The 20338-nt window shown below is 63.9% G+C and carries 21 protein-coding genes; 15 read left to right on the top strand and 6 right to left on the bottom strand.

Going from position 1 to position 20338, the window contains the following annotated elements:
• Positions 1-6: 6 nt before the first annotated feature.
• Both imuA and lexA read right to left on the bottom strand, forming a co-directional pair.
• A complete protein-coding gene (gene imuA / locus F8N82_RS08270) occupies positions 7-624 on the bottom strand; it encodes a translesion DNA synthesis-associated protein ImuA (protein WP_038994781.1) in 618 nt (205 codons plus the stop codon).
• Positions 624-1241: a transcriptional repressor LexA gene (gene lexA, locus F8N82_RS08265; RefSeq protein ID WP_038994780.1), complete on the bottom strand. Its 618-nt coding sequence runs from the start codon at positions 1239-1241 to the stop codon at positions 624-626. The genes imuA and lexA overlap by 1 nt, the downstream gene beginning before the upstream one ends.
• A gap of 77 nt (positions 1242-1318) precedes the next feature.
• On the opposite strand from lexA, the gene F8N82_RS08260 reads away from it, so the two are divergent.
• From F8N82_RS08260 to F8N82_RS08245, 4 genes are all read left to right on the top strand, one after another.
• A complete protein-coding gene (locus F8N82_RS08260) occupies positions 1319-1975 on the top strand; it encodes an HAD family hydrolase (RefSeq protein WP_038994779.1) in 657 nt (218 codons plus the stop codon).
• A gap of 121 nt (positions 1976-2096) precedes the next feature.
• Positions 2097-2816 (top strand): DUF899 domain-containing protein, encoded by a 720-nt coding sequence (locus F8N82_RS08255; protein WP_038994778.1) that lies wholly within the window; start codon positions 2097-2099, stop codon positions 2814-2816.
• A 104-nt stretch (positions 2817-2920) separates the two neighbouring features.
• On the top strand, positions 2921-3811 hold the full coding sequence (locus tag F8N82_RS08250; protein ID WP_150777123.1) for a hypothetical protein: 891 nt from the start codon (positions 2921-2923) through the stop codon (positions 3809-3811).
• Between the two features lie 82 nt (positions 3812-3893).
• Entirely contained in the window at positions 3894-4811 is a 918-nt protein-coding gene (locus F8N82_RS08245) for a bestrophin family protein (RefSeq protein WP_038994776.1), read from the top strand.
• Here the strand turns inward: F8N82_RS08245 and F8N82_RS08240 are convergent.
• Complete coding sequence (locus F8N82_RS08240; protein ID WP_038994775.1) at positions 4792-5784, bottom strand: bile acid:sodium symporter family protein; 993 nt, start codon at positions 5782-5784, stop codon at positions 4792-4794. The two genes, F8N82_RS08245 and F8N82_RS08240, sit on opposite strands and share 20 nt — an antisense overlap.
• Before the next feature lie 79 nt (positions 5785-5863).
• Between F8N82_RS08240 and F8N82_RS08235 the strand changes: the two genes are divergently transcribed.
• The 7 genes from F8N82_RS08235 to F8N82_RS08205 all read left to right on the top strand — a co-directional run bounded on the left by F8N82_RS08235 (position 5864) and on the right by F8N82_RS08205 (position 13138).
• Positions 5864-6676, top strand: coding sequence for an AraC family transcriptional regulator (locus F8N82_RS08235; RefSeq protein WP_038999290.1), 813 nt, complete (start codon positions 5864-5866; stop codon positions 6674-6676).
• 81 nt (positions 6677-6757) lie between these two features.
• Positions 6758-7153 carry a hypothetical protein gene (locus F8N82_RS08230; protein ID WP_038994774.1) on the top strand — a complete coding sequence of 132 codons (396 nt, stop codon included), beginning with the start codon at positions 6758-6760 and terminating at the stop codon, positions 7151-7153.
• A 3-nt stretch (positions 7154-7156) separates the two neighbouring features.
• Positions 7157-9817: a DUF4132 domain-containing protein gene (locus F8N82_RS08225; protein ID WP_038994773.1), complete on the top strand. Its 2661-nt coding sequence runs from the start codon at positions 7157-7159 to the stop codon at positions 9815-9817.
• A gap of 38 nt (positions 9818-9855) precedes the next feature.
• Positions 9856-11226 (top strand): hypothetical protein, encoded by a 1371-nt coding sequence (locus tag F8N82_RS08220; RefSeq protein ID WP_038994772.1) that lies wholly within the window; start codon positions 9856-9858, stop codon positions 11224-11226.
• Positions 11227-11250: 24 nt separating this feature from the next.
• On the top strand, positions 11251-11670 hold the full coding sequence (locus tag F8N82_RS08215; protein ID WP_038994771.1) for an LIC_13387 family protein: 420 nt from the start codon (positions 11251-11253) through the stop codon (positions 11668-11670).
• On the top strand, positions 11667-12092 hold the full coding sequence (locus F8N82_RS08210) for a hypothetical protein (protein ID WP_038994770.1): 426 nt from the start codon (positions 11667-11669) through the stop codon (positions 12090-12092). Before F8N82_RS08215 ends, F8N82_RS08210 begins: the two co-directional genes overlap by 4 nt.
• On the top strand, positions 12089-13138 hold the full coding sequence (locus F8N82_RS08205) for an NAD(P)/FAD-dependent oxidoreductase (protein WP_038994769.1): 1050 nt from the start codon (positions 12089-12091) through the stop codon (positions 13136-13138). The genes F8N82_RS08210 and F8N82_RS08205 overlap by 4 nt, the downstream gene beginning before the upstream one ends.
• Here the strand turns inward: F8N82_RS08205 and F8N82_RS08200 are convergent.
• Positions 13128-14003 carry a LysR family transcriptional regulator gene (locus F8N82_RS08200; protein WP_038994768.1) on the bottom strand — a complete coding sequence of 292 codons (876 nt, stop codon included), beginning with the start codon at positions 14001-14003 and terminating at the stop codon, positions 13128-13130. The genes F8N82_RS08205 and F8N82_RS08200 overlap by 11 nt on opposite strands.
• Before the next feature lie 131 nt (positions 14004-14134).
• Between F8N82_RS08200 and ampC the strand changes: the two genes are divergently transcribed.
• Positions 14135-15289: a class C beta-lactamase gene (gene ampC, locus F8N82_RS08195; protein ID WP_038994767.1), complete on the top strand. Its 1155-nt coding sequence runs from the start codon at positions 14135-14137 to the stop codon at positions 15287-15289.
• 30 nt (positions 15290-15319) lie between these two features.
• Here the strand turns inward: ampC and F8N82_RS08190 are convergent, their stop codons facing one another.
• Positions 15320-15943, bottom strand: coding sequence for a glutathione S-transferase family protein (locus tag F8N82_RS08190; protein ID WP_038999289.1), 624 nt, complete (start codon positions 15941-15943; stop codon positions 15320-15322).
• A gap of 3 nt (positions 15944-15946) precedes the next feature.
• Positions 15947-16738 (bottom strand): helix-turn-helix transcriptional regulator, encoded by a 792-nt coding sequence (locus tag F8N82_RS08185; protein WP_038994766.1) that lies wholly within the window; start codon positions 16736-16738, stop codon positions 15947-15949.
• A 166-nt stretch (positions 16739-16904) separates the two neighbouring features.
• On the opposite strand from F8N82_RS08185, the gene F8N82_RS08180 reads away from it, so the two are divergent.
• From F8N82_RS08180 to F8N82_RS08170, 3 genes are all read left to right on the top strand, one after another.
• The gene (locus F8N82_RS08180) at positions 16905-17999 is read left to right on the top strand and encodes a P1 family peptidase (RefSeq protein WP_038994765.1); all 1095 of its coding nucleotides are present in this window, start codon (positions 16905-16907) and stop codon (positions 17997-17999) included.
• 86 nt (positions 18000-18085) lie between these two features.
• Positions 18086-19459 carry a nucleotide 5'-monophosphate nucleosidase PpnN gene (gene ppnN, locus F8N82_RS08175; RefSeq protein ID WP_038994764.1) on the top strand — a complete coding sequence of 458 codons (1374 nt, stop codon included), beginning with the start codon at positions 18086-18088 and terminating at the stop codon, positions 19457-19459.
• Between the two features lie 182 nt (positions 19460-19641).
• Positions 19642-20328: a TIGR04211 family SH3 domain-containing protein gene (locus F8N82_RS08170; RefSeq protein WP_038994762.1), complete on the top strand. Its 687-nt coding sequence runs from the start codon at positions 19642-19644 to the stop codon at positions 20326-20328.
• Positions 20329-20338: the final 10 nt, after the last annotated feature.

The following is a 20338-nucleotide window of genomic DNA, read 5'->3' as shown; positions in this document are numbered from 1 at the left end:
GATCCATCAGCCTCGCCCGGGGCAGGCAATGGGCGTGGCCGGAGCCAGGCCGCCGCGGCACTTGAGCACCCGCCATTGGGCCGGCTGGGCATCGACGGCAATGCGCAGTGCCGCTGGCGACGGGTTGAGCGCGGCCTGGTGCGGGCGACAGGCAAAGGCCAGGGTCTGGCCGCTTTCGGCCGCGACCTGCAAACGGCGCAAGGCGCGATCATCGGCCTTGTGCGGCCAGCACAGCACGGCGCCGCAACTGCCCGAGCGCAAACACTGCTCAGCGGCCCAGAACACCTCACTGGCCCCCGCCTGGACCACCGCCAACCACTGCAGATCGACCCCGGCCGCCTGCCAGGCCGGTGGGTAGGGAATGAACGGCGGCGCAATCAGCACCACCCGCTCACCGGCCTGGGTCAGGCGCGCCAGGCTCGGCCACAGCAGTTGCAGCTCGCCACAGCCTTCGGCCGCCAGCAGCAACTCGGTCAGCGCCCCCGCCGGCCAGCCGCCACCGGGCAGCGCCGCGTCCAGGGCGGCATGGCCAGTGGGCTGCAGGCCCTGGGGCAAGGCCTGCGGCCGCCCCTTCCAGACCCGTTGCTGGTCGAGCAGGCCGTCGAGGCTGACCACCGCGCCCATCAGCCGCGCCTCACCAGGCCGCAGAACACCCCTTCGATGACGAAGTCGTGCTCCGGGCCGACCTCGATGGGGGCATAGGCCGGGTTGCGCGGCAGCAGGCGGTAATGCCCGCCGGCACGTTCAAAGCGCTTGATGGTCACCTCGCCGTCCAGGCGCGCGACGATGATCTGCCCGTCACGGGCTTCGGCCTGCTGCTTGATGCCGACCAGGTCGCCATCGAGGATGCCGTCGTCGATCATCGAGTCGCCCCGCACCTTGAGCAGGTAGTCGGGGGAGCGGCTGAACAGGTGTGAATCGAGCATCAGTTGCTCGTGGATATCCACGTCCGGGCCGATCGGCCGGCCAGCGGCGACCTGGCCGAGCACCGGGATTTCCAGCACCTCGGGGCGGCGCAAGGCACCGGCCAGGCGGATGCCACGGGCCTGGTTGGGGGTGACCTCGATAAGGCCGGCTTCGGTCAGCGCCTGGATGTGCTTGCGCGCAACACTGCGCGAGGCAAAACCGAAGGCCGTGGCGATGTCGGCCAGGCTCGGTGGCTGGGCCTGATCGGCGATGCGCTGACGAATGAAGTCGAGGATAGCGCGGCGTTTGGGCGATAGTTTATTCATGGAGTACATTTGTACTCTTTTCCTACGCATCTGACCAGCCCCGCCGATCCGGTTATCATGACCGGCCACCGCAGCGGAAGCCGACCATGCTTGATGCCCTGTTGTTCGACCTCGACGGTACCCTGACCGATACCGACAAACTCCACCTGCTGGCCATGCAACAGCTGTTGCTTGAAGAAGGCCGGGTGTTCACCGAAGCGGAGTTCGATGCCCACGTCAGCGGCCGGGCCAATGCCGACCTGTGCCGTTACCTGTTCCCGGACCGGCCGCTGAGCGAGCACCAGCGGTTCGCCGACCGCAAGGAGGCGCGCTTTCGCGCCCTGTCGCCGACCTTGCAGCCTACCGCCGGCCTGCGGCGCCTGCTCGAACACGCTGAACACCAGCGCATCGGCGTTGCCGTGGTGACCAACGCGCCACGGGCCAATGCCGTGCACATGCTCGGCGCCATGGGCCTGGAGCAACGCTTTGAACATGTGCTGGTGGCCGAAGAACTGGCCCGGGCCAAGCCCGACCCGCTGCCCTACCTCACCGGCCTTGAGCGCCTGCAGGCGCGGGCGGCGCATGCGCTGGCGTTCGAGGATTCGGTGCCAGGAGTGAAGGCGGCCAGTGGCGCGGGGATCTTCACCGTCGGATTGTCGACCAGCCAGCGGCCCGAGGCCTTGTTTGAGGCCGGCGCGCAGTTGGTGGTGGAGGATTTCGACGATGAGCGCTTGTGGGCGTTGATCGGGCGGATGTCCGGCTGAAAGTGGGAGCGGGCTTGACCCGCGATGAATTCACCACCGTTCATCAGCCCTGCACTCACCCCTGTCGAATTCCCCAACCGACAATCGACCATCAGTACATTCCCCCAGTGGAGCCGTACCCATGGACAACCATCAAAACCCCCAGGTGGTCTCGCGCAGCGAATGGCTCAGTGCCCGCCGCCAGCTGTTGCTGCATGAAAAGGCCCTGACCCATCAGCGCGATGAACTGAGCAAAGCCCGCCGCGCCCTGCCTTGGGTACGCGTCGATCAGGACTATCGTTTCGAAGGCCCCGAGGGCCGCCTGAATCTGGCCGACCTGTTCGCCGGCCGCAGCCAGTTGCTGGTTTATCACTTCATGTTCGGCGAAGGCTGGGATGAAGGCTGCCCGGGCTGTTCGTTCCTGGCCGACCATTTCGACGGTGCCAACCTGCACCTGGCCCATCACGACGTGTCGCTGGTGGCGGTATCGCGCGCACCCTACGCCCAGTTCCAGGCCTTCAGGCATCGCATGGGCTGGAAGTTTCCCTGGGTTTCATCCCATGCCAGCAGCTTCAACCAGGATTTCGGCGTCGGCGGCAAGGGCAGCGACCAGTACAACTATGAGCCGTATTCGGGCGAGGAAACCGAGTTGCCGGGCCTCAGCGTGTTCTACCGCGACGCCGACGGCACGCTGTTTCACACCTACTCAAGCTACGCTCGCGGCCTGGACATCCTGGTCGGCACCTACAACTTTCTCGACCTGATGCCCAAGGGCCGCAACGAGGAAGGCACCATGGACTGGGTACGCCACCACGACCGCTACGAAGGAGCCCCGCAATCGCCCCATTGCTGCCATGAATAGCGGCGCTACCTAGCATTTTTGCCAGTAGTCAGTACGCTCTGGCGGTGTTCGAATGCACCGAGGCCTGTCGACCGGCAGCCCCCCCCCCCCCGGAGGCAGGGCGTATGGAACTGTTCATTGATCACACCGATTTCGAACCCGGCAATGACCCATGGAATGGTTGGCAGAAAGGCCCCAATGGCAGCCTGTTGATGATCAAGACAGAGCAAGGAAATCACTTTGCCGGATTTGAAAACTTTCAGGGCACCCTCAATGGGCGCATCCTCAACAAAACGCTCGAGGGGCTGACACCCGCAACGCACTACACAATCTCCATGCGCGTCAGACGCCAGAAAGACACGTCGATGACGCCCAGCCTGTGGTTCGAATTGGACGGTAATGAACTGGAGGGGCGAATTGCGGTAGTCGACCAGCAATGGCATACCCTTCGCTGGAGCTTTCAGGCCACCAGCATCTCGCATCACCTGGAACTGCTAGGCCGTGATGGCACTGAACAAGCGGGAGGGGATATCAGCTTCGACGATATCTGCATTTACCCCACCACCATCACGGAAAACTTCGATGGCCAGAACACTCAACTGATCGATCCCGGTCAAAGCATCCAGCTGCCAACAATGACCATCACCCTGTTGCAGGGCCATACGGGTATCAAGGCCGGCATTGCGGATTACCCTCATACCATAGACGGACTGCTGGAAGGCCTGGCAATCGTCCTGCAACGCGGCCAAAGCAACCCTAGCTCCGCCCAACGGCTGCGCATCGACCTCACTGTACCGTGCGATAAAATCAAGTTCGCCTGGACCTGGAGACAACGCCCGGGCGAAGTCGAATTTCATGATGAGCGGGGCCAACTGCTCGAGACATTGAGCTTTAGCGGGGAGCCCAGACATCACTGGGTGGAGTACCAAGCCCCTGCCGAGCGCCGGATCGCCTCACTGGTGGTCACTTCGCGCGACTATGCTTTCCTCGATTTCTTCACCTTCACCAGCGCCTGACCCCGTCGGGCTGTATCCGTGCCCGGCTTTGCCCTACAGTAGCGCGCGGAAATCCTCGCGCTACTGTACAGGCTTGCCTCGCATGATCATCCAGCCGCAAAAACCCTCCATTCGCGTTCTGCTGTTTTCGCTCAAAGGCTCGATCATCCCGGCGATCTGGCGCAAGGTGCTGTACACCGTGCTGATCAGCTCGGCGGTGGTGGCCACCCACGGCACCCTGTTCGAGTACAAGGTGATCCTCACCGCCACGCCCTTTACCCTCTGGGGCCTGACCCTGGCGATCTTCCTCGGCTTTCGCAACACCGTGGCCTACCAGCGTTTCTGGGAAGCACGCACGCTGTGGGGCGAACTGCTGATCGTCAGCCGCAACCTGACCCGCCAGACCCTGAGCCTGCTGCCCAACCTCGACGCCAACCAGCGCCGGGCCCTGCTCGATCCGCTGATCGCCTTTGCCTACGTACTGCGTGACCAGTTGCGCGGCGCCCCGGCCTGCGCCGATCGCCAGCGCCTGCTCGACACCCCGACGCGCACCGCCCTGGCCAGCAGCGATGCGCCCGCCAGCCGCCTGCTCGGCCTGATCGGCCAGCGCTTCATGGCCCAGGCCCGCGATGCCGGTGCCGGCGAGGTGATCCAGGCCAACCTCGACCAGCAGCTCAACCGGCTCTCGTACGTGCTCGGCGGCTGCGAGCGGATCAAGAACACGCCCATCCCCTACCCCTACATCCTCATGCTGCACCGCATTGTCCACGTCTACTGCTTCTTGCTGCCGTTCTGCCTGGTCGACAGCATCGGCTGGTTCACGCCCTTTGCCGTGTGCGTGCTGGCCTACACCTTCTTCGGCCTGGATGCCCTGGGCGACCAGATTGCCGACCCGTTCGACACCCAGCCCAACGACCTGGCCCTGGACGCCATGTGCCGCAACCTGGAAATCGCCGTGCGTGAACTGGCCGATGAAGCGGCGCCGGCACAACTGCAGCCGGTCAAAGGGGTTCTGTTGTAAGCGTGGGTGCGTCAGTGCGCGCCGCATAGCGCTGGGCCAACACCGCGCAGACCATCAGCTGGATCTGGTGAAACAGCAGCAGTGGCAGGATCATCGCGCCGATGCCACCGCCCACGAACAGGACCTGGGCCATCGGCACGCCGGTGGCCATGCTCTTTTTCGAGCCGGCAAACAGGATGGTGATGCGGTCTTCGAGGTCGAAACCCAGCCAGCGCCCCAATGCGCTGATGAGCCACAGCACCAGCGCCAGCAGCAGGCAGCAGACCAATGCCAGGCCCAGCAGGCGCGACGGCGGCACCGAATGCCACAGGCCGCTGACCACCGCATCGCTGAAGGCGGTGTAGACCACCAGCAGGATCGAGCCCTGGTCGACGCTCTTCAACCCGCGGGCATTGCGCGCCACCCAAGCGCCGATCCAGCGCCGCGCCAGTTGCCCGGCCACGAACGGCACCAACAGTTGCAGAACGATCTTCAGCACCGCATCCAGGCTCGAACCACTGTCGCCCTCGACGCCCATCAACAGCACCACCAGCAAGGGCGTCAGGACGATGCCGAGCAAACTCGACGCCGCCGCGCTGCAGATCGCCGCCGGCACGTTGCCGCGGGCCAGCGAGGTGAAGGCAATGGCCGACTGCACCGTGGCCGGCAAGGCGCACAGGTACAGCACGCCCAGGTACAGCTCATCGCCCACCAGCGGCAGGAACAACGGCTTGAACAGCATGCCGAGCAGCGGGAACATGACGAAGGTGCAGGCAAATACCAGCAGGTGCAGGCGCCAGTGCCCGGCACCGGCGGCCACCGCCTCGCGCGACAGCTTGGCGCCATGCAGGAAGAACAGCAGGCCGATGGCCAGGTTGGTCAGCCAGCCGAACACCACGGCGCCGTTGCCTTCGCAGGGCAACAGCGTGGCCATGAGGATGACCCCGAGCAGCGCCAGGGTGAAATTGTCGAACAGCATCCGCAGGTACTTCATGGCCGCTCCCGGCTTGTTATTGTGACGCCGCAGACGTTAAGGTCTTTGCCCGACTTTGACTAACGCCAGTACCCCGCCAGTGTCGCCCAAAGGACAACACCCCGCCCTCACCCCGCAGTCATTGGAGCAGCTGACCGAACTGCCGCGCCCGGTGTATGGCCATGTGCAGGCGCTGCCCAACGTGGTGCTCGGCTACCGCCACGCTCATCCGTGGGGGCAGTTGTCCTATGCCATTAGCGGTGTGCTGGAGGTGCACACTGACCAGGGCTTCTACCTGGTGCCGCCGCAGCGCGCGGTGTGGGTGCCGGCGCAGATCCCGCACCGGGTCAGTTGTGCCGACGACACCTGCCTGCGCAGCCTGTACCTGGAGCAAGCACCGGCGAGCTGGAGCGAGCCACAATGCCGGGTGATAGCGGTCAACCCGCTGTTGCGCGAGCTGATCCACACCTTCAGTGAACTGCCTGTGGAGTACGACAGCGATGGCCCTGACGGACGCCTGGTGCAGGTATTGCTCGACCAACTGGACAGCGCCAAACAACAGCAGTTGATGCTGCCCCTGCCCCTAGACCCTGACCTGCGCGCGCTGTGCAGCCACCTGCAAGCGCACCCCGACGCGCCGACCGGGCTGGCCGACTGGGCGCGGCAAGCTGGCGTATCGGAGAAAACCCTGAGCCGGCGTTTTCAACGCGAAACCGGCCTGAGCTTTCGCCTCTGGCGCCAGCGCATGCGCCTGCTCTGTGCGCTGCCTGCCCTTGAGCGCGGCGAACGGGTGACCGACGTAGCCCTGGCCTGTGGCTACGATTCGCTGTCGGCGTTTATCGCCGCCTTCGGCAAGCAGTTCGGCTTGCCGCCGGGGGAGTTCTTTCGCCTGCGCAGCGGCGGCGATCGGTAAGCGCCTGTACATCGAAATCCGCTGGCTAGCCTGATACTCTTGCGCCCATCCGTTTTGCCTCTTGCCAGAAAAGGAGTTCCCATGGCAACGCTCACCGTTCGCGACGAGTCGGTCTCGGGTGAAGTCTTCGACGATTTCGCCCTGCACTTTGCCACCGACACCATCACCGTGCGCCAGTTGATCCGCGAGCGGGTCCACCAGGAAGTCCAGCAGCACAACAACCACACCGACCACAGCCGGCGTCAGCGCCTGGTCAGCCCCGAGCCGCTGGAAGCCGCGCTCAATGGCGAGCGCCCGAGCGAGCGCACAAACATCGACTGGCGCAAGCAGGTCGACATCGCCTGCGACGCCTTCGAACGCAATGGCTTTTTCATCCTCCTCGACGAACGTCAGGCCGAGAGCCTCGACGAAGTCCTGACCATCCGCCACGACAGCGTGGTCAATTTCATCAAACTGACCCCGCTGGTAGGAGGCTGAACCATGGCACTGGAACAACTTCAGGCGTTTCGCCACGACCGCCCGCAAACCGAGCTGGGCCCGGTCGAGCACATCGGCCCGGATGGCTATCCGCTGCTGGCCGGCTCCGAACTGCGCCACGAGCATGAGCTGATCAGCGAGCTGCTGCCGCTGCTGCAGAAAATCCACGGCCGCCCCGACGCCATGGTCTTCGCCTTGAGCAAGCTGCCGGCAATCATGGCCCTGAGCCCTGACCCGGCGTTGCGCACGCGCCTGGTCCTGGCCCTGGTCGAACGGGTGGTAGCCTACAACGGTGAGCTGAGCACGGCCAGTGCCGGCCATGCCTTTTCCCATGTCTTCGACTATGGCGTGCTACCGGCGCTGATGACCTGGCTGATGGAAAACGGCGCCGACGTCGGCCAACTGGCCGAGCCTGTGCTGCAGTGGTTCACCAGCTACCGCTTTGCCTATTACGGCACCCTGCCGACCCTGACCGTGACCGACTGGGTCATCGCGCAAAACTTCACGCAAGTGCCCGACGCGCTGCGCGACTTGCTGATCATGCTGCGCAGCCAGTGCGCTGACCTGGGCCACTACGGCAACTTCGGTGAACAGCTGCTGGCCAAACTCGACCCGCTGCTGGGCAACGGCGCCTGGCAGGTCCTGGCGCCGTGCGAGCACTGGACCCAGCAGGCCCTGGAAGACCTCGAACAGCTGAGCCCCGAAGTGCGCGAAGACTGGTTGACACTGCTGCGCCAGGCCGCAGCGGCAACCTCGGCGCGGCCCTCGGCGAAATGGCTGAAAAACGCCCAGGCACTGCTGCTCAAGGTCGGTGAGGCGCCACTGCGGGCGGCCCTGTTGCGCTGGTTTGCGCGGGTCGATGCCGGGCGCTGCGGCGCACTGCTCAACGTCGGTTGGGAAAGCAGCGATGACCGCGCGCGCATGCACGATGGCAACGCCACGGTGCTGCGCGGCCTGTTGTGGATGAGCGCGCCGTTGGCCGACACTGAACTGACCCGGGCCATCGCCCGCCTGGCCTTGAGCGCCTACCGCAAGGTGCGCGGCATCGGCCCGCGCGCGCCCAAGGTCGGCAATGCGGCAGTGTTCACCCTGTCGTCGATCCCCACCAGCGAAGCAGTCGGGCAACTGGCCCTGCTCAAGGTGCGGGTCAAGTTCGGTACCGCGCAGAAGGAAATCGAAAAAGCCTTCACCAGCGCCGCCCAAGCCCTGCAATTGCCCCGTGACCAGATCGAAGAACTCGGCGTGCCGACCTACGGCCTGGAACAGGTCGGCCTGCGCCGTGAAAGTTTCGATGACGGCGCGTTTGTCGCCGAGCTGAAAGTCGATGGCAAGACCGCCACCCTGAACTGGTTCCGCGCCGACGGCACGCCGCAAAAGTCGGTGCCGGCCAAGGTCAAGGCCGACTACAAGGAAGAGCTCAAGGACCTGCAGGGCGCGGTCAAGGACATCGGCGCCATGCTGCCGGCCCAGGCCGAGCGCCTGGACAGCCTGTTTCTGCTGGAAAAGCACTGGCCGTTCGGCCAATGGCAGGAGCGCTACCTTGACCATCCACTGATCGGCACCCTGGCGCGGCGGCTGATCTGGGTGATCAGCGAAGGCGGCCAGCAGCACGCCGTGGTGTTCACCGAGGACTGCCTGCAAAGCCTCGAGGGCAACACCATCAGCCCTTCCAGCGAGGCCCAAGTGCGTCTCTGGCACCCGATCGGCCGCCCGCTGGAGGAAATCCTCGCCTGGCGCGAGCGCATCGAAGCGCTGCAGATCACCCAGCCATTCAAGCAGGCCCACCGCGAGGTCTACCTGCTAACCGAAGCCGAGCGCAACACCGCCACTTACTCCAACCGCTTCGCCGCGCACATTCTGCGCCAGCACCAGTTCCACGCCCTGGCTGCGGCCCGTGGCTGGCGCAACAAGCTGCGGCTGATGGTCGACGACAGCTACCCACCGGCCACCCGCGAACTGCCGGCCTGGGGCTTGCGCGCCGAGTTCTGGATCGAGGGCGTGGGTGACGACTATGGCGTCGACACCAACGAAGCCGGTGCCTTCCTGCGCCTGAGCACCGACCAGGTGCGTTTCTACCCCATCGACGCCGCCCAGCGCAGCGCCCATGCCGGTGGCGGTGGTTATGCCTTGAACCGCTGGGACAACGCCGTGGACGCCGCACCCTTGCCGCTGGATCAGGTCCCGCCTTTGGTGCTCAGCGAAGTGATGCGCGATGTCGACCTGTTCGTTGGCGTCGCCTCGCTGGCTAACGACCCGCTGTGGGCCGATGGCGGGCCAGACGGCCGCTACCGCGATTACTGGCACAACCATTCGTTCGGTGAACTGGGCGCCACCGCGCAAACGCGCAAACAATTGCTGGAAAAACTGCTGCCGCGCATGACCCGCCTCAAGGACAAATGGACCCTGCACGGGCGCTTCCTGGAGGTCACCGGCAAGCTGCGCAGCTACAAGATCCACCTGGGTTCGGGCAACATCCTGATGCTGCCCAACGATCAGTACCTGTGCATCGTCCCCGACGCCAAGGCGCGGCAGAAAAACACCCCGCAGTACCTGCCGTTCGAGGGCGACAACCTGCTGTCGATCATCCTCTCCAAGGCCTTGCTGCTGATTGACGACGACAAGATCAGCGACCCGACCATTACCCGGCAGTTGGTGTTGAAGTGACCGGCAACTCTGCCCGGATGACCAGGGAAGGAAAGCAAATGACGTTCACCCATTACGCGATGATCGAAGATATTGTGTCCGATGGACCAGATGCCATGGTTGTCCTCGATTGCATCACTGCTACCGCCGCTAAAGAACTGAGTACTCGCAGGTGGGCACAGATCCATCCCGAAGATCAGCACCTTGAAAAAACAATGCTGCTGTCGGTCCACCTGAAAGACCTGATAGGCGCCATGCAAACGAATCAGAAGCAGATCTTCGATACGCCAAAGTTGTGGATCAGCTTCGACCTGCATGACGACCATCAGCCTCTAAACGAAGACGCGATCAGAGCCACGTTTTTCAACCTTGGCGATGAGAACCAGGAAACGCCGCCCAGCTTCGCCTTGACCAATGTCCAAAGTGCATCACCACAGCTGCAACAACTGGCATTCCTCGACGGCCTTTCGGTGCGTCAGACGCAAATTTTCAACACCCTCGAAGCAGCCGCTAGTCAAGCAGGTCAATCACGATGGGTAGTGGCCTACGATGTTGGTCAGGGCAACGCCAATGCTCTAGTCGATAATAGTGGCCACCCCTGCCTGTTTTTTGACCTCGGCTGGCCGACCCGCCCGAACACCCGCACCCGACCATCGCCCCGGCCGGCATTGCTCGCCGCTGAAAGTTGTTGCCGCAGCAGCAGATTTACCGCTCCCGTGGTGCTGTCTCATTGGGACTTCGATCACTGGGCCTATGCTGTGAGTAACATGAACTACAGCAACAGAAACAAGGCCGCAAATATAAGGTTCGACCCGAATGCAATGAATCGGCCGTGGATCATTCCACGGCCACCCGTGCGCCTCAGAGGCAAAGGTCTGGGTCCAACGCATTTGCGTTTCATTGCCCAATTGCGCCAACGGTTGGTCTGGCCAAACAGGCTCCGGCGCGTCGCCTTCAGTGCCGGTGTTATCACGCGTACAGACCCAGCCAGGGACCCGCATGATCGCAACAACCAAGGACTGGCGTGGTTCGTGATGCAGAACACCTCCTGTCCACTGGCTACCCTTCTGCCAGGTGATATTGAATACAGCAAACTTCATTGGCCTACGTTTACGCCTGAACTGGTGTCGCTGGTGGCCAGTCACCATGGTGGATGGGCGGGCATGCCCCCGGCAGCGACAAAATTCGCTCCCGCTCACCTGACACTGTCGGTCGGCCACGACAATGTACATAGCCACCCCAGTGCGGCAGCCATTGGCAACCATTGGTTCATGGGTTGGCCCGACCCTCTCTTTACCAGCAATCGCCCGACGTCCCCAGGCTCGCCACTGACCAATGGCTCGGTGCTGATCCCCCTGTCCCCTTCGGCGCCCAGACCCACATTCAGTTGCCCGACACTGATTGCCAGCCAGCTGGTTCCAACCCAATAACGCTCCATCAGCCAAGGACCGCCCATGATCGCCCAACTGCTGATCTGCGCCAGTGCCGCCATCGTCCTGCTGCTGGGGACCCTGCACCTGGTCTATACCTTCGCCAGCAACAAGTTCCAGCCGCGCGCCCCGGCGCTGGGCGAACAGATGCAAAAAGTCGCCCCGGTAATTTCCCGGCAAACCACCATGTGGCGCGCCTGGGTTGGCTTTAACGCCAGTCATAGCCTGGGCGCCATGCTGTTTGGCCTGGTGTATGGCTATCTGGCCCTGGCGGCGCCACTGGCGCTGTTGCGTGATGGTTTTCTGCTGGGCCTGGGCGTGCTGTTTCTGGCGAGCATGGCCGTGCTGGCCTGGCGTTACTGGTTCAGAATTCCGCTGATCGGCATAAGCCTGTCGCTTCTTTTATTTGTCGGCGCAGTGGTGCTCCAGGCGTTGCCGCTATGAGGCTTTTGCTGCTGAGTCTGTTGCTGATCGGCACGGCTTGCCTGGCCGATGACGAAGACTACCCGGACCCGCTGTACGGCTTCGTGGTCGGCCCTTACGCGCTGATCGGCAAAGCGCCGGACAACGGCGCCAGCTATGCCGGCCGGGCCACGCTGCGCTATGTGGACGGGCAACTGGTGCTGGCAGCAAGCATCGACGGCAAGACCCGCACCGCCATCGGCAACGTCGAGGTCGCGGCCATTGCCCAGGCCAAAGTGCTGCGTTTCACCTGGCCCGGGCACCGCTCGACCTGCCTGATCCACGGTGACCTGGACAACTACGCGCGGCTGACCTGCTACTGGCAGCGCGACGGCGTCGAACACAAGGAACCGGGCATGGAAACCTACTTCCCCACCGCCACCTGGCCGGAGAATCGCCAATGACAATCGAAACGCAACGCCCGAACGTGGTGGTGATCGGCGCCGGTATCATCGGCGCCTCGATCGCCTATCACCTGAGCAAGCAGGCCCAGGTGACGGTGATCGACAAGGGCCGGCCGGGCTTGGGCGTGACATCCGGGGCCTTTGGCTGGATCAACACCACAGCGCCGCAGCCCGGCGAATTTGCTGCGTTGCGTGACCTGGCGATTGCCGAGTATCACCGGCTGCAAGGCGAGCTGGGCACGGTGCCGATCAACTGGATCGGCGCGCTGTCGTTCAGCGAAACGCCCTCGCCCGCTAATGGCGTCGAGCTGATCGGCCCCGCTCGCGTGCAACAGCTTGAGCCGCATTTCAAAGCACCACTGCAGCAGGCGCTGTTTGCTGCGCAGGAAGGCTCAATTGACCCGGTAGCGATGACCCGTTTGCTGCTGGAGCGCGCCCAGGCCAACGGCGCCAACCTGCTGACCGACACGCAGGTGCAGGCGATTGAATGCCGTGACGGCGCCGTCGAGGCGCTTGTCACTGCTAGCGGGCGGATCACCTGCCAACGCCTGGTAGTGGCGGCAGGCACCGAGTGCAAGGCCTTGCTGCAGCCCTTGGGCGTTAGCTTGCCGCTGCACCCGTCGCCATCGATCCTGATCCGCCTGCGGGCGCAAGAACGGCTGGTGAACACACTGATCGCCAGCGGCGAACTGGAAATCCGCCAACCGACGCCTGAGCTGATCCTGGCCGCCGAAGACTACCTCGACGCCGACGGCGAAGACGGCCCCGAGGCCATTGCCCTGCGGGCGCTGAATACCATTCGCAACAGTCTGCACGGCGGCCAGGGCCTTGAGCTGATCAGCACCGAGGTTGGCTTGCGGCCCATGCCGGAGGATCGCATCCCCATCATCGGTACCTTGCCCTCTGTCAGCGGGCTGTACCTGGCGGTGATGCATTCGGGCGTGACCCTGGCGGCGGTAGTCGGCCGCCTGGTCACCCAGGAGCTGATCGACGGCCAGCTGGCGCCCGAGCTGGAGGGCTGCCGGCCTTCGCGTTTCAGCCTGTAGCGGCCTTCAGTAGCCAGGTTTTGAACGCTGTCATCGCCGGGCTTTCGGCTTTGGACTGCAGGCGCGTCAGCCAGTAGCTGCCGGTGCTGAGGCTCAGGTCAAACGGCTGGCGAATGGCATCGCTGGCCAGCAACCGCTCGAACATCAGCGGCGGCGCCAGAGCCACGCCGGCGCCCTGCAAGGCTGCTTCCATCATCCCCAGCGACGAATCGAAGACCATAGTCCGCGAAGGTTGCAGCGCACCCGGCAGCCCGGCAGCCTGGAACCATTCGGCCCACTCATCGCTGCGGTAGGAGCGCAGCAAGGTGTGTTGCAGCAGATCGGCAGGGCTGTGCAGCTGCACCGCAATCGCTGGCACGCACAGCACCGACAGCGGCGCCTCCAGCAGCGGCTGCGCATCGATGCCATGCCAGGCACCGCTGCCAAAGCGGATGGCGTAGTCCAGGCCTTCGGCGGCGACATCGACGCGGTTGTTGTTGGTCGACAGGCGCAAATCGATAAACGGATGCAGGGCCTGGAACTCGGGCAGGCGCGGCAGCAGCCAGCCGACGGCAAAGGTACCCACCGCGCCCACGGTCAGCACCTCGCGGTAATGGCCGCCGTCGAAGCAATCGAGGGTCTGGGCGATGCGGTCGAAGCAGTCGCGCAGCACCGGCAGCAAGGTTTCGCCTTCGCTGGTGAGCATCAGCCCGCGCGGCAGACGCTTGAACAGGGTGACCTTGAGCTGGGCTTCGAGGCTCTTGACCTGATGGCTGACCGCCGCCTGGGTCACGCACAGCTCGATGGCCGCGCGAGTAAAGCTCAGGTGCCGGGCCGAGGCCTCGAACGCTCGCAGGGCGTTCAGGGGCAGGTGCGGTCGGATCATGCAGACTCCCAAATTTTTCTAATGGCTGCTGCGAAATATCATCGTTTGTGCGACTTGGGCAAAGCGCCTAGATTGGCGCTCCCTGCTGCAGCCAGGCTCACAATAGTCCACAGATGGAAAGGTTGCCGATCATGCACCAAAAAACCAACCTCAAGCCAGGGATTCTGGCGGTTATTGCCCTTGGCCTGGTGGCCGGGCAAAGCTATGCCCAGGCACCGCTGGAATCGACGGTGAGCGCCGCCGTGCGCCCGCTGATGCAGCAACAGGCGATCCCCGGCATGGCCGTGGCCATCAGTGTCGATGGCCAGCAGCACTACTTTAACTACGGGGTGGCGTCGAAACAGAACGGCCAGGCGGTAAATGCCGACACCCTGTTCGAGATTGGTTCGGTGAGCAAGACCTTCACCGCCACCCTCGCAGGCTTTGCCCAGGCCAGTGGCAAGCTGAACCTTGGCGATGCGGCCAGCAAGCACTGGCCCGCGCTCAAAGGCACGGCGTTCGACGGCATCACCCTGCTCAACCTCGGCACCTACAGCGCTGGCGGCTTGCCCTTGCAGTTCCCCGATGAGGTCAAGGGAGAAGCCGACCTGGCCGGTTACTACACCCATTGGAAACCCGACTATGCACCTGGCACCCAGCGCTTGTATTCCAACCCCAGCCTGGGCCTGTTCGGCTACCTCACGGCAAAAAGCCTGGGTACGCCGTTTACCCAGTTGATGGAAAAACAACTGCTGCCGCAACTGGGCCTGCAGCACAGCTACCTGCAGGTGCCTGCCGTACAGATGGGCAACTACGCCCAGGGTTACAACAAGCAGGACCAACCGGTGCGCGTCGGCCCCGGGCCGCTGGATGCTGAAGCCTACGGTTTGAAAGTGACGGCTGTGGACCTCTTGCATTACCTGGACCTGAACATGCAGCCGCAAAGCCTGAGCAAACCGTTGCAACGGGCCATCGCCAGCACGCAGACCGGCTATTACCAGGTTGGTGAAATGACCCAGGGCCTGGGTTGGGAGCAGTATGCCTACCCGCTGAGCCTTGAGCAGTTGCAGGCCGGCAATGCACCGTCGATGGTGCTGGAACCGCAACCTGTGACCTGGCTGAAGCCGGCGCGACCGCTGCCGGCCGATACCCTGCTGAACAAGACCGGTTCGACCGATGGCTTTGGTGCCTACGTGGCGTTTGTGCCGACAAAACGCATCGCTGTTGTGTTGTTGGCGAACAAGAACTACCCGATTGCCGAGCGGGTCAAGGTGGCGCATCAGATCCTGACGGCGCTGGATCAGTAAAATCGCGGGGCAAGCCCGCTCCCACAGGCCTCAAGGCAAACCGTTACGCCCATGCAAACGATAGCCTTCACGTTCGTTCAGACGATCGTAGTAAGCCTCGACCGCCGGTAATGCCGGGCGCTCCAGCGGGGTCTGCAGCCAGCGGTTGACCGACAGGCCGATGGCAATGTCCGCCAGGGAAAAGTCCTGGCCACTGACATAGGCCCCGGTACGCTCCAACTGACGCTCAAGGATGGTCATGTTGCGTGCCCAGTTTCGGCAACCCGCCGCCAGCGCTTCAGGGTCCTGGTGGGTCGGCGCCTTGCGCACCAGCGAGACAAAGGCATAGCTCCACGAACCATTGAGGTCGGTGGCCTGCCAGTCCATCCACTGATCGACCCGTGCCCGCGCCTTCGCCTCGGCCGGGTACAGCCGCTGGCCGCCATACTGGGCGGCCAGGTAACGGATGATGGTGTTGGACTCCCACAAGACGAAATCACCGTCGACGATCACCGGCACCATGGCGTTGGGGTTCAGCGCCAGGAACGCCTCCTCCCCGGTCGAGCGAAAGCCCGAGCCCCAGTCTTCGCGCTCGAACGGCAACTGCAATTCGGCGCAGGTCCACAACACCTTGCGCACGTTGATCGATGAAGCCTTGCCCAATATCCGTAGCATCATTCACTCCTGATGGTCGTGTTTTCCCAGGTGTTGCAAGAACAGGCTGAACAGCTCCGATTGGGACGAGACCCCAAGCTTGCTGTACAGGTTGCGGCGGTGCACCTTGACTGTCTCTTGGGAGATATCCAGGCGCTTGGCGATGGCCTTGCTGGAGTTGCCGCGCAGCACCAGGCGCGCAGTTTCCAGTTCGCGGGCCGACAGGGTGTCGCTGCCAAAATGCTCCAGGGCCCGTTCGACCGGGGTCGAATGCTCGCTGGCCTGCTGAGGATACTGCTGTTGCCAGTGCTGGCGCATCAACGCCAGCAGCCACGGCGCCAGAACGCTCAGCTGGCCGATGGTCGCCGTCTCATAACGCTGCCTGGCGCCCAGCGAAATGGCCAGGACCTTGCCCGGTTCAAGGTTGAGGATCAGCTGCAGTTCGTCCTCGCCGACCAGGGCACGAAAGTAGTTGTTGAAGTAGTCGCTCTTGCGAAACTCGTCCGGCGCCACCTCTTCCATGCGGTACACGCCATCGGCCAGACCGTCGCGCATGGCCTGGATGAACGGGTCGAGCAGGTACAGGCCTCCCAGGTACAGTGGCGCTGCCGCAGGCGCATCGCGAAAGCCGCGGTCGAACTCCTCCAGTACCAGCGGCGCACCGTCGCGCTCCACCAGCAAGGCCAGTGCGGTGTCGCAAGGCACCAGTTGATCGAGCAGCACAATCAGCTGATGCCAGAACCCCGGCCTGCCCAGCTGGTCGATGACCCGGGCCAGGGCATGGTGATGGGCAGCGGCTTCGAATAGCAGGTTCACCGGTAACTCCTAGGGGGTAACGATTGGGGGGAATCGCCAGCGGCAGGTCGGGCCCCTAGACTCTGCACACCGGCACGCAGTATTGCCGTTGCTCAAGCACTTGTCATGCTGTGCGAGCAACCGTCATGGCGCGCCCTTCGAACCTTCCAACAGGAGCTGTGAATCAATGCGTGTACGTGATCTGGGCATTCGTATCGGCGTGGGCACCCCTGGCGCGTTCAACGCCATCACCGACGTGCCGGGCGTGCGCGTCGGCCATCACACCGTGCAGCACGGCAGCGGCGATAACGCGGTCAATACCGGCGTCACCGTGATCGAGCCGCGGGCCCAGGCCGCCAGCCTGCAGCCGTGCTTTGCCGGCGTGCACGTACTCAATGGCAATGGCGATGCCACCGGCCTTGAGTGGATTCGCGAAGCCGGCCTGCTGACCACGCCGATTGCCTACACCAACACCCACAGCGTCGGCGTGGTGCGCGATGCGCTGGTGGCGGCCGAGCGCGAGATGGGCAAGGCCCGCACCTACTGGTGCATGCCCACGGTGCTGGAGACCTACGACGGCGTGCTCAACGACATCTGGGGTCAGCACGTGAGCGCCGAGCATGTCCACGCCGCGCTTGGCGCAGCGCAATCGGGGCCGGTGGCCGAAGGCTGCGTCGGTGGCGGTACCGGGATGATCTGCCACGAATTCAAGGGCGGTATCGGTACCGCTTCACGGGTACTGGACAGCGAGGCCGGCGGCTGGACGGTCGGTGTGCTGCTGCAGGCCAACTATGGCGTACGCGGCGCCCTGCGCGTGGCCGGCTACCCGGTCGGCCAGGTACTGGGCGACGTGCATTCGCCCTTCAGCGCGCCACGCAACGTTGGCGAGCCGGGCATGGGCTCGATCGTCATTACCCTGGCCACCGACGCGCCGCTGTTGCCGCACCAGTGCACGCGCCTGGCGCAACGGGCCAGTGTCGGCCTGGCGCGGGTCGGCGGCGGCACCGAGGACTCCAGTGGCGATATCTTCATTGCCTTCTCCACCGGCAACAGCCTGCCGGCGGCCAACTTCGGCCACCCGGGGGCGCCGACCAGCACGGTGCAGATGGTCAACAACGACCATATCTCGGCGCTGTTCAGCGCGGCGGCTGACGCCGTGGAGGAAGCCATCGTCAATGCCCTGCTGGCTGCCACTGACCTTGAGGCCCATGGCAGCAAGGTCCTGGCGCTCAAGCCCGAGCGCTTGCTTGAAGCCCTGCAGGCGGTTGGCTGGAAAGCCTGACAGCGAAAGGCACTCGTTGCTGCGACAATTTGTCGGTATGGTGGTGTTCTGAAGATGGACGTTTACCCGCTCACAGGAAACCCAGAATGCCCCAACGTGAAGTTATCAATGCATCTGTCAGCCCAAAAGGCAGCCTGGAAACACTGTCTCAACGTGAAGTACAGCAACTGAGTGAAGCCGGTTCCGGCAGCCTGTACACCCTGTTCCGCCAGTGCGCGCTGGCAATCCTCAACACCGGCGCGCACGTCGACAACGCCAAGACCATCCTCGAAGCCTACAAGGACTTCGAGGTGCGCATTCACCAGCAGGACCGTGGCGTACGCCTGGAACTGCTGAACGCACCCGCTGATGCCTTCGTCGATGGCGAAATGATCGCCAGCACCCGCGAAATGCTCTTCAGCGCCCTGCGCGACATCGTCTACACCGAAAGCGAACTGGCCAGCCAGCGCATCGACCTGGAAAGCTCCCAGGGCATTACCGACTACGTCTTCCACCTGCTGCGCAACGCCCGCACCCTGCGCCCGGGCGTGGAGCCGAAAATGGTCGTGTGCTGGGGCGGTCACTCGATCAGCACCGAGGAATACCAGTACACCAAGAAGGTTGGCCACGAACTGGGCCTGCGCAAGCTGGATGTCTGCACCGGCTGCGGCCCGGGCGTGATGAAAGGCCCGATGAAGGGTGCAACCATCGCCCATGCCAAGCAGCGCATGAGCGGCAGCCGCTACCTGGGCCTGACTGAACCCGGCATCATCGCCGCCGAAGCGCCCAACCCGATCGTCAACGAACTGGTGATCCTCCCGGATATCGAAAAACGCCTGGAAGCCTTCGTGCGCGTCGGCCACGGCATCATCATCTTCCCCGGTGGCGCCGGTACCGCCGAAGAGTTCCTGTACCTGCTCGGCATCCTCATGCACCCGGACAACCGTGGCCTGCCGTTCCCGGTCATCCTCACCGGGCCGAAGAGCGCCGCACCCTACCTGCAGCAGCTGCATGCGTTCGTGCGGGCCACCCTCGGCGACGAGGCGCAGGCGCACTACCAGATCATCATCGACGACCCGGCCGAAGTGGCCCGGCAGATGGTCGACGGGCTCAAGGAGGTCAAACAGTTCCGCCGCGAACGCAATGACGCCTTCCACTTCAACTGGCTGCTGAAGATCGAAGAAGGCTTCCAGCGCCCCTTCGACCCGACCCACGAGAACATGGCCGAGCTCAAGCTCAGCCGTAAACTGCCGCCCCACGAACTGGCCGCCAACCTGCGCCGGGCGTTTTCCGGGATTGTCGCCGGCAACGTCAAGGACAAGGGTATCCGCCTGATCGAAGAGCAAGGCCCATACGAAATCAAAGGTGACAGCGCCGTACTCGAACCCCTCGGCCACCTGCTGCAGGCGTTCGTCGACCAGCACCGGATGAAGCTGCCGGGCGGCGCCGAATATGTGCCCTGCTACCGCGTCGTGAGCTGATTCAAGCCCGTCCCCCGCTTGCGGGCACAGCCTGTGCCCGCAACATTTGCTGCTATTTTCCTACCCCCTTCAGTGAACCTGCCTGCAGAAATATGGTCTTTCAGCTGGCGGCCTGCGCGCACGCCGACTCTTCACCGGCCCAGTCATCGGGCTTTTATTGTTTATTTCACGCGAAGACCATCATGCCTATCTCTCGTCCTGTTTCTGCGGCGCCCGCGCTGTTTTCCTCCTGCACCCCGGGCGCGCGCCGCCTGCTGACCGGTAGCCTGATAGGCGCCCTGCTGGTCCTGGCCAACCCGCTGCACGCCGAAGAAGCCGCACCCAGCAGCGAGCGCTGGGTCAGCGACAGCCTGAGCACCTACGTGCGCAGCGGCCCCACCGACGGCCACCGCATCGTCGGCAACCTCAAGTCCGGGCAAAAAGTCACCCTGCTGACCACCCAGGGCAACTACAGCCAGGTGCGCGGCGAATCCGGCGACACCGTGTGGATCACCAGCAGCGACCTGCAGGCCGTGCCCGGCCAGGCCGAGCGCCTGCCGCAACTGAGCGAACAGGTGACCCAGCTCAGTGAGCAGCTGAAGACCATCGACGACAGCTGGAAAACCCGTGTGCAAGGCATGCAGGAAACCCTCGATTCGCGCAAAGCGCTGATCGACGAGCTGCAAGCCCGCAGCAAGGCGCTCAATGCCGAGCTGAGCGACACCCAGTCGGAGCTGCGCAGCACCCAGGCGCGCCTGGGGGAGGAGAACAAGCAGGTGTTGATGCGCTACATGGTCTACGGCGGCGGCATCGCCGGTGCCGGCCTGCTGGCCGGCTTGATCCTGCCGGCGTTGAGCCGTGGGCGTAAGCGCAATGATCGCTGGTTCTGATGGGTAATCC

Source organism: Pseudomonas fluorescens, from assembly GCF_902497775.2.
Taxonomy (GTDB): Bacteria; Pseudomonadota; Gammaproteobacteria; order Pseudomonadales; family Pseudomonadaceae; genus Aquipseudomonas; species Aquipseudomonas putida_F.
Note: the sequence above shows the minus strand (reverse complement) of the source record. Positions and strands in the feature narration are given on the sequence as shown.